Raw genomic sequence first — 14,701 nt, forward strand, 5'->3', positions numbered from 1 at the left:
ACTAACCCCTTTGGAGGGTCCCAGACTGGTACATTTTTCAATGACCAGAAATGGTACATATTTGGATGGCCATTGACAAGATATGCCGTGCATCCGCCTTTGTCGTATGCCTCCATGATGTCCTTTGGATGATCCAATGCAGTAGCCATAACAATCTTCGCCTCCTGTGAAGGCGTATTAAGCCCCATCTCCGCTTCATATTTACGCATTTTCATCAGTGCTGCGCAGCCATCCAATACAGGCATCATTATATCTAAGAAAATCAGTTCATAGGGTTTCTTCTCTTTATGTGCCAACACAAATGCCTCAAAAGCCTCCTTACCATTCAGTGCGATGTCGCAATCGCCATAACTTACCAGCATGGTTTGTAATATAGTACAATTGATAATATCATCATCGGTTATTAGTATTCTCATCTATGAATTCCTTTAATAGAGGGATGTACACACCATCCAATGCTCCTATACGCTTCTCCCCAAAACAACTCTCAACTCATCCACCGAACCCGCTTTCTTTATAAGGTTTTTGAACTCCTCCAATTTATCCACAGTAGGTATAGCACGAACCATATTCATTAACTCCAGTCCTGCTGAACCAAATTTGAGTTCAAGCATTCCCTCAATACCTCTCTGTTCACCTTCAAGCAACCCCCGTTCACGCCCCTGCTTAAACCTCACATCTCTCTCTAAATCATAAACTAATGCCATAGCCTCTGCCTCCTTACATACTTCGTTCTGCAAATCTCTCAGTTGCGATAGAACCTCCACCTGCCTTATGTACTTGCCTCGGAGCGTTTCTTCCGGTACCAACTCCTTCAAGCGTGTAAGTATCTCCTGTATAAATATTTTAACACTTTTCTGCTGAAAATTGCACAAAATAGATAGGATCACTTCTTCAGGCTTATCGGAATACAAGAATTTTTCACAGTCTACGGTCCTCATATCTATTAACTGATATTTATGGGTTGTAGTCTCTGTTGATAGACTATCTTTCATAGTAAGTGTTTCATTACCGATATAAAACACATATTGCATGGGATGAATGCCGTGAATTATGCTTATGAACGTCCAATACTGCAACTCTCTGTATATCATTTGCGAGTAATTTGTCGCCTGAAACTCGATGTGCAGAATAGATTTGGATCCATCTTCGAATTCTACCAGCAGAATAAAATCTGCCTCACGTTCGTTTGTTATCTGCAGTTTAGCCTCTATTGCAGTGGATCTAACAATTTTTAAGCCGATTACTTTTGATATCAGGGTATCAACAACGTCCTTGATGATTTCCTTTAAAATCGTATCGTATTGTTTAGCCATGGAGGAATTATAACATTTTGGAGAGGGGAAAGGGTGTGGCTTTTATTGATAGCAGCACCATCCGCCTGAATTTTAACCTCGGTACCCTAATGGTACGAAGTTGATGCTCTGCACATTCACAGGTGAAGAAAAAAACATCAGAGACCAATGTGGTAGTGATAACAGGTTAAACCAATATCTGTAATGCACCACCCCCAGAATCATCCTCAATCCATTACATCGACTCCAGCCTGATATCCCCGGAACACCGCAAAACAACAACAATAAAACAGGTGCCGCGATTTTGTCGCAAAAATTATGCTTCATTATGCCATTTTATGCCATGTTATGCAAAATAAAAACAAGTAAAAACAATAACTTAGCCTGAAGTAAACTGCCTTATAAGCAGTAGGTTGGGGGTTCGAGTCCCTCCAGGCGTACCTTTAAAATCTGGAACTTGCGGGTTTTTGGCACAAGTGCCGGAAACAGGGTGCCGCGATTATGTTGCAAAATATTATCCCGACATTTCCCAGTACTTAAGTGCATTTTTTCAGTCACAGTGAAATCGGCTCCAAATGATAGGGTTTCTTCTCCTTATGCGCCAATGCAAATGCATCAAATGCCACCTTACCATTTACTGCGATGTCGCAATCGCTGTAACTTGACAGCAATATCTGTAAAGATTACTGTTAATCTCTTCATCATCGACTCCTCATCTCTGAATTTCAGATAGATGCAATTGCATCCATGTTCTATACGCTTCTCCCCCAAAATCCCATCAAATGTCCTGTAGGGAACATGCGATTTTTTGTTTATTGATGTTACTTTAAGGTAATATACCTTAGATTTTAAGAATTACCGGGGTGGAGTAAAATTCACAAAAATATTTGTTGACATATGTTTAATTTTAATGTTACTCTGCGGCAGAAAATTTAGGGAATCTGGGAGATAAGGTGTATTACATACCTCGTGATATGTTTGTTAGGAAAGGTCAGTTGGCACAGGTTTTGCTCTCTCTCTCTCTCTCTCTCTCTCTCTCTCTCTCTCTAACTCTCTCTCTCTCTCTCTCTTAAATATCTTAAAAAAAGTTCTTTCCTATAAAGAAACCTTTGTGTTTGTAAAAATACTATGGCTTTATTCTTTTACATCGAGGGGTGAATATCATAGGGGGCGGGATTATTTATGGCATATGACAAAACTATGATTCCAAGAAACTGGCATCATACCCTCTTAGTGTTCATATGCACGGCAGTGGCTGTTGTGGTTTACAACATGTCTGTACACAGGATAGATTTAGATAGTTTTGAACACTTCAAACACGCAGTTGATTACCAGACAGAGATTATCGAAAGAAATCTCCTTTGGAACTTTGAGCAGGTATCAGATTTAGCCAGGCTTTTCACCGCAATAGATAATGTAACTGACAAAAATTTCTATGGATATTTTTCTATGGAAGATTTTAAAAAACATCCTTCGTTTTACAACTTTGGGTGGGCGCCTCGTGTTGAATATTCTAAGAAAACAGAATTTGAATACACAGCCCGTCATGAGGGAATATTGCCTGATTTCTATATATTTGAAAAGGCAGGGGATAAGAATATTCCAGTTCAGGCAAGAGAAGACTATTTTCCATTTTATTATAGAAAGCAAGAACAAGAGGGGGATGTCAGGATTAAAGGCTTCGATATCGCATCTAATCCAATGAGACGAAAGGCTATTGAAAAGGCACGTGATACCGGAGGGCTGGCTGCAGCAGTGATTAAACTTATAACCGATAAAGGAAACAAGGCAATCCAGATATACATGCCGGTTTACAACGGCGACCCAACGACAATATGGGACAGACGCACTAATCTAAAGGGTTTTACTTTTGGTACATTTCGGCTCAAGAGTATTTTTGAAAAGAGTTTTACCTCAGAAACAGATATAACCAAATACACGTTATACAAGATAGTGCTTCAGGGCCTGCCGAAGGATGAGGGCCTGCTTTATCAGAATACACCTTCCAGCATTGTTGAGATGTCAAAACTGGATTATGTCAAGGCCATCGAGGCAGCAGGACTAACCATTCAAGTTGAGGCCATACCGGTTGTGAGTTATTTCAGAGAAAGACGCGGCTGGGTGCCGTTTTCATACGCGGCTGCAACTCTTGTGTTCACTTATCTGATAGGTATATTTCTGATTTATAGAATAAAATCAGTACAATTGTTAAAAGAAAGCCATGATAAATTATTAAAACATCAAACCGTTTTGGCCAGGCACATCAAAGAGCAGGAAACCATATACTCTGTCCTGAAGGCATCACTGTCTTCAGATAGTCTTGAGACACATTTGAACAGGAAATTAGATGTTATTTTGTCACACCTCTCACAATCAAAAGGGTGTATCTTTCTTTATAACGAAGCACTTAAAGTCCTTCAAGTTGCAGTGCATCGTGGTTTTAGCGAGGGGCAGTTGTCATTCTGTTCAATGGTTCCTCTTGGTAAGTGTTTATGCGGGTTGGCTGCTTCCACTAGGGAAACAACGTTTTTCCCAGATTGCAATGACGTCAGACACACGATCACTTACGATGGAAAGATTGACCAAGCTTATTACTGTGTCCCTATTTTATCAGAAGACAAACATAGACTATTGGGGTTAATCAATGTCCATGTGGAGGCTGGGCATAAACGCAATGAAGCATATGAGATATTTATAAAAAGTATCTCGCATATAATTGCTGGGGTGATTTTGCGTAAGCAGGAAATGGAGCTTATAGAGCGTGATAGAACAGAGGGGCTGACTACCTTGTCAGCGGGTATAGCACATGAGATAAACAATCCATTATCTTTTATTAAAGGGTCTGTAAGCTCACTCGCAAAGAATATCGGGATAGTTGAGCATTACATACGACATTCAGAATCCATGACTGCGGGGGCCTTGTCTGATGAGCAAATAACTGATTTGCAAGAATTTAAGGTACATGACAAGATTCATATGATACGTAACAAGATCAACTCAACTTCTAAGGGTGTTGAGAGAATTATGGAAGTCGTCAGTGGGTTAAAGAATTTTTCATGTCTCAACAGAGCTGCTGAAGATGACGTAGATATTAACAAATGTATAGACACAGTGCTATCGTTGTTTGAAAATGAAAAGGTGGCTGTCGTGAAAGAGTATACCAATCTACCGCTGTATGGTTGTGAAACACTGGCGATGAACCAATGTTTCTATCACATACTGCAAAACTCTTATCAAGCCATTAATAATGAGGGTACAATACGGATTGTTACATCGTTAACAGGTGAAAAGATACAAATAAAGATAGAAGACGATGGGATAGGCATGTCTGAAGACGCAGTAAAACGTGCTTTCACTCCATTTTTCACAACAAAAGATGTAGGTTCTGGCAAGGGCCTGGGACTGTCCATCGTCGATGGGATAATAAAACGCCATAATGGTACAATTAATATAGAAAGTACAGTAGGCAGGGGAACGTCGGTAACGATACACCTACCTACAAAGAGTTAACGATTTGCTATTTTACCTGGCAGTATGCCTGCAGATTGCTGTCGCAAATCATGCTGTTTAACTGAGTAGGCGTAGAAACATAGTTGATCAGGACGTTATATGTCCCCGTTACAGGTGTAAGCGTGATGTTGAACAAACCCAGGAAATATTGGTAATAATCTACCCTGCCAGGATTGTAATGGTTGCATCCGCCATTGACCAATCGTGAGACTGCGGCGATGTCTTGACAAACCAGCTTGTTTTGGTCCGTAACAGCCTGGTGAATCGTCCTGTAGCCGCTGCCGTTGATTCTGTACATCCAATACCAGAATGCCCCTGTAAAACCCAGAACACCATCGTTTAAGTAAGACTTCACAAAGGCCTTGTAATCTGCCGCATCAACAGGATGTCCAGTGGCAAGGTTTTGGTAATACCATCCAAAAAACTCCATCATGGCATCCTTTGTAAGCTGCGTGGCCCCCATGCCAATCCAGTAAGCTGGTTCGGTAATGTTGTCATTGTTGAGAGTGGTCTGTGAATAACCGCTTGGAAGCGTAACCTGTCCCCATGATATTTGCATAGGGGAGGTTTTTAGATTATATACAATGGCTCCACCCGAAGAGGTATACCAGAGAGTGCCAGTGTATGTCAATAGAGGCGATGTATTGTTCTTAGTTGCGACGACCCAATTATCCTCGGGATAATACGGAGTATGATATGTCATGTTGTCTCCGAGAAGAAAGCCGTTTTCATATCGCCAATAGAGTCCATCGTTTGTATGTTTAGCTAAGGCTGATGTGGTTTCTTGTGCCACTGTAGCAAAAAAGTTTGCCAATTCCTTATAACGCAGCTCCTTTGTCGTATTGGCAGCACATCCAAAGTCTGGAAAGAGTTTGGATGCATTAATAAAGTTTTGGTATGAATAGTAGCTGCCAGCATTGGCACAGTAACTTTTAAAGAAATCTTTCTGCAATTGTGTGTCTTGAGACCCTGCCGGAGGGTTTTTACAGAAACCGTCAAGGTTTGCCGCCATAAACAGTTTTTTATTATAGAAATCCTCAGCGGACATGTTATTAGTCTGAGCGGCACATGTTATCAGCTCCTCTACCCCGCATGGAAGTGAACAATCGGCATAGGCATATCCGGTAATCATTGTTAATACCACAACTACCAGCAGCAAGTATTTCATATTTCCTCCTTTATTTCGTAGTCCTTATGTATGATCAGTTTTTGTATATCCATACCATTGCGGTATGCTGGTTGTTCATACCTACGGCATAGATAGTATTGTTTGGCCCGGTTACCATTGCGTTGACGTAACTGCTGCCGGTTAAATTGGTATTTATCCACGTCCCGTTTAGAAAGCCCCACACTTGGCCTTTAAATTGGCTGTCAACGCCGCCAGCATAAAGCACACCACTGTTGTCAAGCGTTAATGCAAAGATGCGGTTGCCGTCGATTGGTCCGGTGGATGACCAGGCGCCGTTGTTATACTTCCATACGGCTGCTCTATAGTTAGTGATGCCACCAGCGTAGATAGTTCCATTCCCGTCGTTAATCATCAACCATATGTCTGTTGCCGCGTCTGCTGGCAGCCCTGTGTCTACCCATCCGCTGCTTGTATAGACCATTACCTTTACATAATTTGTAGCCGAGTTTACACCGGCAATGTATAGATACCCCTGGCTTGAGGTCAGGGCGTCAACCGTATTAAGTCCCGTAACGTTCAGGCTTTCCCAGACGCCGTTTATTAATCTCCAACACTGACCGGTTTCATTATGGGTGACAGGGTCCATTACCGTTCCGGCAGCGTAGAGGATATTGTTGTGCATTGTTACGTCATATATCTTCTTTGCGGTTGTCAGGCGCATGTCATACAGCTCTTCTGTGCTTGGCTTATACCGGTACACATATCCAGCTACGGGAGATGTCAATCCAAAATAGATACTATCGTCGTTTTCCACAAAAGTCGCATAAACCGTGCCAACGGCCTTGTTCTGAAGTTCTTTAGATATCCAGTTACCGTTTTCCAGATACCATATGCTGATAACTTGATTGGCATTGGTGCCAGCAGCATACACACGGCTGCCTGCCACGTCAACGGCGCTTAGATAATTTGCGGTTAATGGCTGAGAGGTCGGCGTACCGATTCCAGGCCACCGGACGGCACCACCCGGGCTTGCCCCGCAAATGTTTAATGCCACGATCAACAACAGATACATTGTCAGCTTTTTCATAAACTACCTCCTAAAGTATAGTATATCGTTTGTCGCAGTAGTCAGATCATAATTATATTGCAGTTATACAGTATATTACAGCCATTGTAACATATTTGCCCTTACATTGTCAGCTAAACGACCTCTGCTTTCTGAATTCCAGCTTTCGCTGGCCGCTACAGCCTCTTCTTTTTTAATCTCAGTGAGTTGCTCACCACGCTGACAGAACTAAAGGCCATCGCAAATGAGGCAATCATCGGGTTTAACGGCGGGCCGCCAAATAGTGTCAGCACGCCGGCAGCTATGGGTATCCCCACTATGTTATAGAAAAATGCCCAGAACAGGTTTTCCTTTATCGTCCTGATTGTCAGCCTTGAGAGGCTTATCGCGTCTGCCACTGCCATAAGGTCCCCCTTTATTAAGATTATGTCTGCTGATTCAATTGCAATGTCCATACCTGTTCCAAGCGCTATGCCGACATCGGCCTCAGCAAGGGCGGGGGCGTCGTTTATGCCGTCTCCTACCATGGCGACTACCTTTTTGTCTTTCTTTATAGACCTGATTATTTCTAATTTCTCATTGGGCAGAAGCCCCGCATAAACCTTACTGATGCCTGCTTCATGGGCTATTGCCTCAGCAGCGGCGCTGTTGTCACCGGTCAGCATTATGGTCTCAATCCCCAGTGCCTTGAGTCTAGTCACTGCGTCGGTTGATGTCTTTTTTATTGTATCTGATATAGAGAAGACCGCCTTTAAGTCCTTGTCTATGGCTAAACAGACCGTTGTTTTGGCGCTGCCGCTTATACTTTCTATTAGCTCTATCCCTTCATCTGCAAGGAATCTGGCGCTGCCAATCAGAATATCGCTGCCCTTGTATGTGCCTTTTACACCGCCGCCTGTTATGGAGACAAAAGAATCGAGGTCAAAAAGCTGTATGCCTTCGGTCATAGCCCTCTCGACGATGGCCTTGGCAATTGGGTGTTCTGAGTACTTCTCTGCCGAAGCGGCTGTCCTCAGCGCCTCCTTTTCGCTCAAGTTGCCGTGCTGCAGCTCGACTCCGGTAAGAAAGGGTTTTCCCTGCGTCAGAGTGCCTGTCTTGTCCATTGCGACGACTTGTATTTTATGTGCCCGCTCAAGGGCCTCAGGGCCTTTTATCAGGATTCCCCTCTCTGCCCCCTTTCCAGTACCTACCATAACCGCCGTCGGGGTTGCCAGCCCCAGGGCGCACGGACACGCGATTATCAGCACGGCGATGAAATTCATCATAGCACGATTAAAAGATGGTTCAGCGCCCAGGAAAAACCATAGCGCAAACGTAATCAGTGCAATTAATATCACTACCGGTACAAACACCGAGGCTACCTTGTCGGCAAGCCTTTGAATCGGCGCCTTTGCTGCCTGTGCCTCTTCGATAAGCCGTATGATTGACCCAAGCATGGAGTCCTTGCCTATGCGCGACGCCGTCATCTTAAATGCCCCGAACATGTTGAGTGTGCCTCCATACAGGTGATCGCCTTTTGTCTTATCTACCGGCAGGCCCTCACCCGTAATCGTAGACTCATCCACAGCAGATGCCCCATCAATTATAGTGCCATCGACTGGGATGCGCTCCCCCGGGCGCACTATGACAATGTCGCCCTGCACAACGTCATCAATGGGGATGGCGGTCTCGACGTTATCTCTTATGACGGAGGCGGTCTTTGCCTGCATGTCGATGAGTTTTTTTATTGCCTCTGAGGTATGCCCCTTTGCGCGTAGCTCAAGAAGGCGGCCAAAAAGTATCAGCGTTATGATAACAGCCGATGTGTCGAAATACAGATGAGGCTCCATCCCATGTCGGTGAATAGTACCGGGGAAAAACACGGCAAAAGCGCTGTAAAAAAATGCCGCCGACGTGCCAACGGCAATAAGTGTGTTCATATTGGCAGAGAAATGCCTCAGTGCAGTCAATGCCGCGCGGTAAAAGCGCATCCCTGAGATAAACTGTACGGGGGCGGTAAGGGCAAAAAGTACGTAAGGGTTTGAAAGCACAGGGATTTGCACCATCGAGGCAGTCATGACAATGGCCGAGATGACAGCGCTTGTCCATAGGGCTGTCTTTAGAGATGCGTAGTGTTTTTCACGCTCCATACGTTCAGTGTCTCTGACGATTTCCTCAGAAGGTTGACCCTTATAGCCTGAGACAGTTACTGCGCGTACTATTTCGCCAACATTGGTAATTGTGGATATATATTCAACTACAGCCATCTCCGTAGTAAGATTTACAGAGGCCGAGACGACACCACTTACAGAGTTAATTGCCCGTTCTACGGCTGATACGCACGCGGCACAGCTCATGTCTGCAATTTTTAGCTCCGTCTTTGAGGTCATAACTCCGTAACCTTCTTCTTTTATGGAATGGACGATAGAGTTAATGCAGGCAGTTGTGCCGCTCTGTGTGCTGTTAACTGTAACAACGGCCTTCTCAGAGGCAAAATTAACCTCTGCCCAGTTGACAAACGCATGTTTCTTTATCGCCTTCCCGACGGATTGGGCACATACGGCACATGTCATACCGGTAATGGGTATTGTTATTGTTTTATTATCGTTCATCTCTCAGCCCAAATATTTTACTTGCAAATTTAGAAATATTAGTTTATCATAAATCGCCGTAAACATCATAATTAATAAAAGCAATGGGGTGCATCGGGCATCCAATCAAACTATTTCAGGAGGAGTGTAAATGAAGGTACCATATGTAGAAGCCGATCTTTGTACTGGATGTGAGACATGCGTGTCCCTTTGTCCAGAAGTATTTACGATGCAGGGAGACAAGGCCTTTGTATCATCACCGGATAAGTGCGGCACTTGCGACGTTCAGGAAGCGATGGATACATGTCCTGTCGAAGCCATTAAGTGGGCAAGCTAGGCATTGCAGCAGACTAGGGCTGCTGGCGAGGCAGCCCTCTTACACAATTCTGCTGCTAAGGCAGCCCTCCTCATATCTCTATCGTGAACTCTGCCCCGCCGCTTATGTTTCTCACTGTCAGTCTTCCGCCCATGTTATTTTCTATTATCGTCTTAGACATGTAAAGACCAATCCCCGTGCCTGCGTCCTCGGACTTGGTCGTAAAGTAGGGATCAAATATTCTGTCTATAACATCTTCGGGGATGCCCCCGCCGTTGTCTCCGATATAGATGATTACCTTCTTGTCCTGGCTTTGGGTGTCAAGTGTGCCATTTTCAAGAGTGATTGTTATTTTGCCCTGGATGTCTTTGTCAAGCAGCCCTTTTTTGCGGCATGATACGATGGCGTCTTTTGCGTTGTTGATAATATTCAATATCACCTGCTTGAACTCATTGGGGTAGCCGGTTGTCAGATATGACCCTCCGGGGTTTTCTATAGACATCACAACGGAGTCTCTTCGTAATACCCCCTCAAACATGGACATAATTTCCTCTATTGCCTTGTTCACGTCAAATTGTTGTATCTTTTTTGATGGTTTAAGGAAATTTCTGAAATCGTCAATCGTCTGAGACATAAACCCGATGTGCTGCATCGTTGTCTGGACTTCGGTTGTTATGTATTCCTCGTTCATTTCTCCAAATTTATAGGCATCAACCAGGTCCTGTACAATGAGGCCGATGGCGTTTAGGGGCTGCCTCCACTGGTGGGCTATGACGCCAATCATTTCTCCCATTGCTGCCATGCGGGATTGCTGAATCAGTATCTGTTCTTTTTTGCTGCGTTCGGAGACCTCCTTTTGTACAAGCTCACGAAGGTTTTCGTTGATTGTCTCCAGCTCGTCGGTCTTTATCTTCAGTGCGTTTTCAAGCCGCTTGCGCTCAAATAACTCGAAGAGGAGTTTTTCGTTTATTTCATGCAGCTCAGAAGTTCGCTCATCTACCTTAGTCTCAAGTTCCTTCTGATGTTTGATGAAATTTTCCTTTATATTCCTGAGTCTTGCATTAATCAGCAGAAAGACCGCCACAAATGTTACAACTATAACCGCAAAGACAATCGCCATGTTTATAAGTATTTTTTTATCTAACTCCTCAACTTCTGAAAGCAGATACACATTCCAACCGTTTTCCTGGATTTGAACACCTTCCATAACAAGACTGACCTCACGCTGGTCAGTAAGCGAGGGGCTTAGGATTACTATTTTAGCGCTGCCCTGGGTGGTCTCTCTTATAATAGGAAGAGGTTTGAGGTCAACGCCTTCATATTGTTTACGGGCCTTGACTTCAGACAGAACGCCTTCTGAGAGTTTTTGCATACTATAGAAATCAAACAGGTCGTCATTTGACGCGAAAATTATGTTGTTTTTATCTGCGATGAGAAGCGTACCCATGATTTCCTGTGTCCCAAGCTCCAAACTGTCGAGTTTACTTTTAACTACGGCAACCCCGACTACATCGCTGCCTTTTCTAACCGGATATGATGCATAATAGCCCGGCTTTTTAGATGTTACCCCGATTGCGACGTAATTTGACGGTATTCCATTTATTGCTGATTTATAATAAGGTCTGAAGGAATAGTCCTTACCCATAAAAGAATCATCGGCGTCCCAGTTGCTTGATGCGATAACAATGCCGTCTTTATTGATTATGTATGAGGCAGATGCTCCAACTGATGCATTGAACTGTGAAAGGTAGCTGTTAATGCCCTGCGCAGTTGTAGAATTGTCACAGAAACTGATAATCATGGAGTTCTCAGCCAAAATTATTGGATAATTCGAGAAGGTAGCAATCTTGCTGGTCAGATATATCTTGTAGAGTTCGAGGTGTTGGATGGCCTGTTTTTGGATATCTGATATGGTCTTATTCTTCGTCCAATCTGCAGCAAACCACAGCCCAAGAGAACCTGCGGCAATCATGAATATCAGAAGAAAAAACAGTACAAATTTAACCTTTGACTCATTAGTTCGCCGCACGGTATTCATTCAATAGTATAGCATTTAGCAGGGATACCCGTAAAGCCGCTTGATTTTACGGGCTTGGTATGTATATATTAATACATACGTACATCAAGGAGGACTGACATGAAACACCTGATTGTTTACTCACATCCCAATCCGAAGAGTTTTAATCACGCCATAATGGAGACACTTGAGGCTGAGTTAAAGGCAGTTGGTCATGAGGTCAGAGTTCGGGACTTATATGCAGTTAACTTTGACCCTGTGTTAAAATCGTCTGATTTCGAACTGATTCAGGCAGGCAAGGCTGCCGAAGATGTTAAAGTTGAACAAGAGCATATCACATGGGCAGACGTAATCAGTTTCATTCATCCGATTTGGTGGACAGGCTTACCGGCCATATTTAAGGGGTATATAGACAGGGTATTTTCTTTCGGCTTTGCCTATAAAATAGGGGAGGACTGCATACAAGGGCTTCTAAACGGCAAGAAAGTTCTGATAATCAATACAACCGGCGCACCTGAAGAGATGTATGCGAAGAGTGGCATGTTTAACAGTATGCTTCAGACCTCGGACGACGGCATATACAGATTTTGTGCTATGGAAGTGCTTAAGCACGTGTTCTTTACCAGTATTCCATATATCACAGATACTGAGCGCACCGCGATGCTTGAAGAGGTGAGGGCGGCAGCCAGAAATATTTAAACTGTCGTTTACATTTTTTCAGCATCTTTAAACAGTGGGAGACTTGCGTCCTTGCCGGATACAAGAGGGGCATCCACTCCCCAGTTTATATTAATGTCGGGGTCATTCCAAATTATACCCCTGTCGTCTTTTGGCGAATATTCGTCTGTACACTTATATACGACTTCAACCGTATCGCTCATGACAAGGAAACCGTGGGCAAATCCCGGCGGTACGTAAAGCATCTTGTGGTTTTCACCGGTTAACACGGCGCTGACCCAGCGTCCGAATGTCTTAGAGTTACTGCGTATATCTACGGCCACGTCAAATATCTCACCCCGCTGGCATGAGACAAGTTTACCCTGCGCCTTTGGGTACATCTGATAATGCAGTCCCCTTAGAACGTCTTTTGAGGATTTCGAGAAATTATCCTGCACAAACCGCTCTGTTATCCCGAAGGCGGCAAAATCGGAATATTTATACAGCTCTTTAAAAAAACCCCTGTCATCTGGGAATACCCGCGGTGTCACTATCACTACATCCGGTATGTCGAGCCGTTCAAACTCAAAAGGCATCTTCTATCTCTCCTTTAGTAATATTTAGGGCTATTATAGCAATATTGGCAGTTATATGTAAAAAGCTGTGTGAAATAATTCAAATTGTAATTTCCAAATGAGTTTGCTCTGATGTTGAGTAGAAGACAGATGTTAAAAACGAGTTGAAAATGGTTAAATCAAGTCGGTAAAAGATGATAACTGAGATATTTTAACTCAACATTGACTCAAGCCAGGCAGTAAATATATGATAATCCTGTCCGTAGCCGCAGATAGCCGGTATAAATGAGACCCACGCAAGGAGATGAGTACATATGCACCAGGGAGACCTGTTTGATGAGCTACAGATGAGGAAAAATCAAATAGCCAGGCATATTATTTCTCTAAACTTTACCGCTGCTCAGAATGATATAGATAATCTCCTGAAGACATATCCATTAGCCGATTTGGGAGATGAAGATAAAGTATGCAAGTTTTTTATGGAGCGTCTGACAGCGCCGGATATTATAAATATCGTTTCAGCATGGATGGATTTTACCGAAACATTCAAAGGCAATATTATTGCAGCTAATAAAGACTTAAAGAAGAACTATTTCTCTTCGCTGTGTAAATCTCAGCAAATCGATGACGATTATATTTTAAATATACCTGTCGGTTTATTTTATATATATGCTGGAGATTTAAAGGGTGCCAGGGCAAGGTTAGAAAAGGGTATAATAAAAAATCCTGACGATGCGAAACTAAGAGGATACCTTGGTGATTTGCATTTCCTAAGAGGTGATGTAAAGAACTCAAGGATATGTTATAGAGAGGCTTTTGAGACTAATCCCAATGATGTCGATGTTGACTCCATAAGTGATAGCGCAGTTATTGGCTTGCTAAACCATATAAAAAAAGATGTGCCAGGCTATCTTGAATGGGTAGTTAGTTATGGCTGTATTGAGAGTATCTTTCCATATAAAACAATCAAAATACTTGATGATTTAAGAATATATGTCAATGACTTCATTAAGATGGAGAAAGATTACAGAAAAGGAACAGATGAGGCCCTGATACCAAAACTATTTTATAAGTGCATTGTATTGGCTGAAAGCAGCCAATACCTGAAAAACATACGAAGTGTGGACTTTATAAAGATAAGGGCGCTCATGAAAGAAATAAACCCATATCTGTTTGAGATTTACATGGAGGGTAAGAAATAACGCCATATTTTAACGCCTCAGAATACTCGTTTGTGTTTGTGGAGCGGATTCATTTGTTGAAATACCTGCTGCCGCATTGATATAATATAATCATGAAAGGCGTTGCGGCAGCGTTAATACTGTTAGTGTTTATCTGTGGATATTCCAGCGCAGAGGTGGCGGCAGCCCCTGGCTCAAAACTGGAGACGCCCCCAGGCGTAAGGGAGATACCGTTCACACAAGACGACAGAGACCGGCTGATAAGGCTCGAAGCAAGAATGGATGGTTTGGAGAAAAGAATGGATCGTATTGAGAGTAGAATGGATATTTTGAAATCTGACATGGACAAGAAATTTGAACAGATGATGACATTCATGCTGTGGGG

Annotated in this window: 11 protein-coding genes, 1 tRNA gene and 1 pseudogene; 6 read left to right on the plus strand and 7 right to left on the minus strand. The window is 43.2% G+C overall.

The features are described 5' to 3' along the window. Both ASN18_RS06670 and ASN18_RS06675 read right to left on the minus strand, forming a co-directional pair. On the minus strand, window positions 1-416 hold a 416-nt coding region (locus tag ASN18_RS06670; RefSeq protein WP_157072868.1), incomplete at its 3' end, for a response regulator. Window positions 417-461: 45 nt separating this feature from the next. Then, complete coding sequence (locus tag ASN18_RS06675) at window positions 462-1,316, minus strand: RpnC/YadD family protein (protein ID WP_085051961.1); 855 nt, start codon at window positions 1,314-1,316, stop codon at window positions 462-464. A gap of 361 nt (window positions 1,317-1,677) precedes the next feature. On the opposite strand from ASN18_RS06675, the gene ASN18_RS17110 reads away from it, so the two are divergent. Next, window positions 1,678-1,733 (plus strand) — tRNA-OTHER (locus tag ASN18_RS17110). Between the two features lie 744 nt (window positions 1,734-2,477). Further along, the gene (locus ASN18_RS06680) at window positions 2,478-4,805 is read left to right on the plus strand and encodes a CHASE domain-containing protein (protein WP_085051962.1); all 2,328 of its coding nucleotides are present in this window, start codon (window positions 2,478-2,480) and stop codon (window positions 4,803-4,805) included. 7 nt (window positions 4,806-4,812) lie between these two features. On the opposite strand, the gene ASN18_RS06685 is transcribed toward ASN18_RS06680, so the two are convergent. From ASN18_RS06685 to ASN18_RS06695, 3 genes are all read right to left on the minus strand, one after another. Then, window positions 4,813-5,973, minus strand: coding sequence for a glycoside hydrolase family 19 protein (locus ASN18_RS06685; RefSeq protein WP_085051963.1), 1,161 nt, complete (start codon window positions 5,971-5,973; stop codon window positions 4,813-4,815). Between the two features lie 34 nt (window positions 5,974-6,007). Then, entirely contained in the window at window positions 6,008-7,021 is a 1,014-nt protein-coding gene (locus tag ASN18_RS06690; RefSeq protein ID WP_085051964.1) for a Kelch repeat-containing protein, read from the minus strand. Window positions 7,022-7,176: 155 nt separating this feature from the next. Continuing rightward, window positions 7,177-9,591 carry a heavy metal translocating P-type ATPase gene (locus ASN18_RS06695; RefSeq protein ID WP_085051965.1) on the minus strand — a complete coding sequence of 805 codons (2,415 nt, stop codon included), beginning with the start codon at window positions 9,589-9,591 and terminating at the stop codon, window positions 7,177-7,179. Window positions 9,592-9,721: 130 nt separating this feature from the next. Here ASN18_RS06695 and ASN18_RS06700 point away from each other — a divergent pair, with 130 nt between their 5' ends. Further along, a complete protein-coding gene (locus ASN18_RS06700; RefSeq protein WP_085051966.1) occupies window positions 9,722-9,907 on the plus strand; it encodes a ferredoxin in 186 nt (61 codons plus the stop codon). A gap of 70 nt (window positions 9,908-9,977) precedes the next feature. Here the strand turns inward: ASN18_RS06700 and ASN18_RS06705 are convergent, their stop codons facing one another. Further along, on the minus strand, window positions 9,978-11,924 hold the full coding sequence (locus ASN18_RS06705; RefSeq protein WP_085051967.1) for an ATP-binding protein: 1,947 nt from the start codon (window positions 11,922-11,924) through the stop codon (window positions 9,978-9,980). 99 nt (window positions 11,925-12,023) lie between these two features. On the opposite strand from ASN18_RS06705, the gene ASN18_RS06710 reads away from it, so the two are divergent. Further along, a complete protein-coding gene (locus tag ASN18_RS06710; RefSeq protein WP_085051968.1) occupies window positions 12,024-12,602 on the plus strand; it encodes an NAD(P)H-dependent oxidoreductase in 579 nt (192 codons plus the stop codon). Between the two features lie 8 nt (window positions 12,603-12,610). Here ASN18_RS06710 and rfbC read toward each other — a convergent pair whose 3' ends face one another. Then, window positions 12,611-13,156 (minus strand): dTDP-4-dehydrorhamnose 3,5-epimerase, encoded by a 546-nt coding sequence (rfbC, locus tag ASN18_RS06715; RefSeq protein ID WP_085051969.1) that lies wholly within the window; start codon window positions 13,154-13,156, stop codon window positions 12,611-12,613. 293 nt (window positions 13,157-13,449) lie between these two features. Here rfbC and ASN18_RS06720 point away from each other — a divergent pair, with 293 nt between their 5' ends. Both ASN18_RS06720 and ASN18_RS06725 read left to right on the plus strand, forming a co-directional pair. Next, window positions 13,450-14,337 (plus strand): tetratricopeptide repeat protein, encoded by an 888-nt coding sequence (locus ASN18_RS06720; RefSeq protein ID WP_085051970.1) that lies wholly within the window; start codon window positions 13,450-13,452, stop codon window positions 14,335-14,337. Between the two features lie 92 nt (window positions 14,338-14,429). Beyond that, a pseudogene (locus ASN18_RS06725) lies at window positions 14,430-14,701 on the plus strand (hypothetical protein); the annotation flags it as partial.

Origin of the sequence: Candidatus Magnetominusculus xianensis, assembly GCA_001541255.1 — a bacterium.
GTDB lineage: Bacteria > Nitrospirota > Thermodesulfovibrionia > Thermodesulfovibrionales > Magnetobacteriaceae > Magnetominusculus > Magnetominusculus xianensis.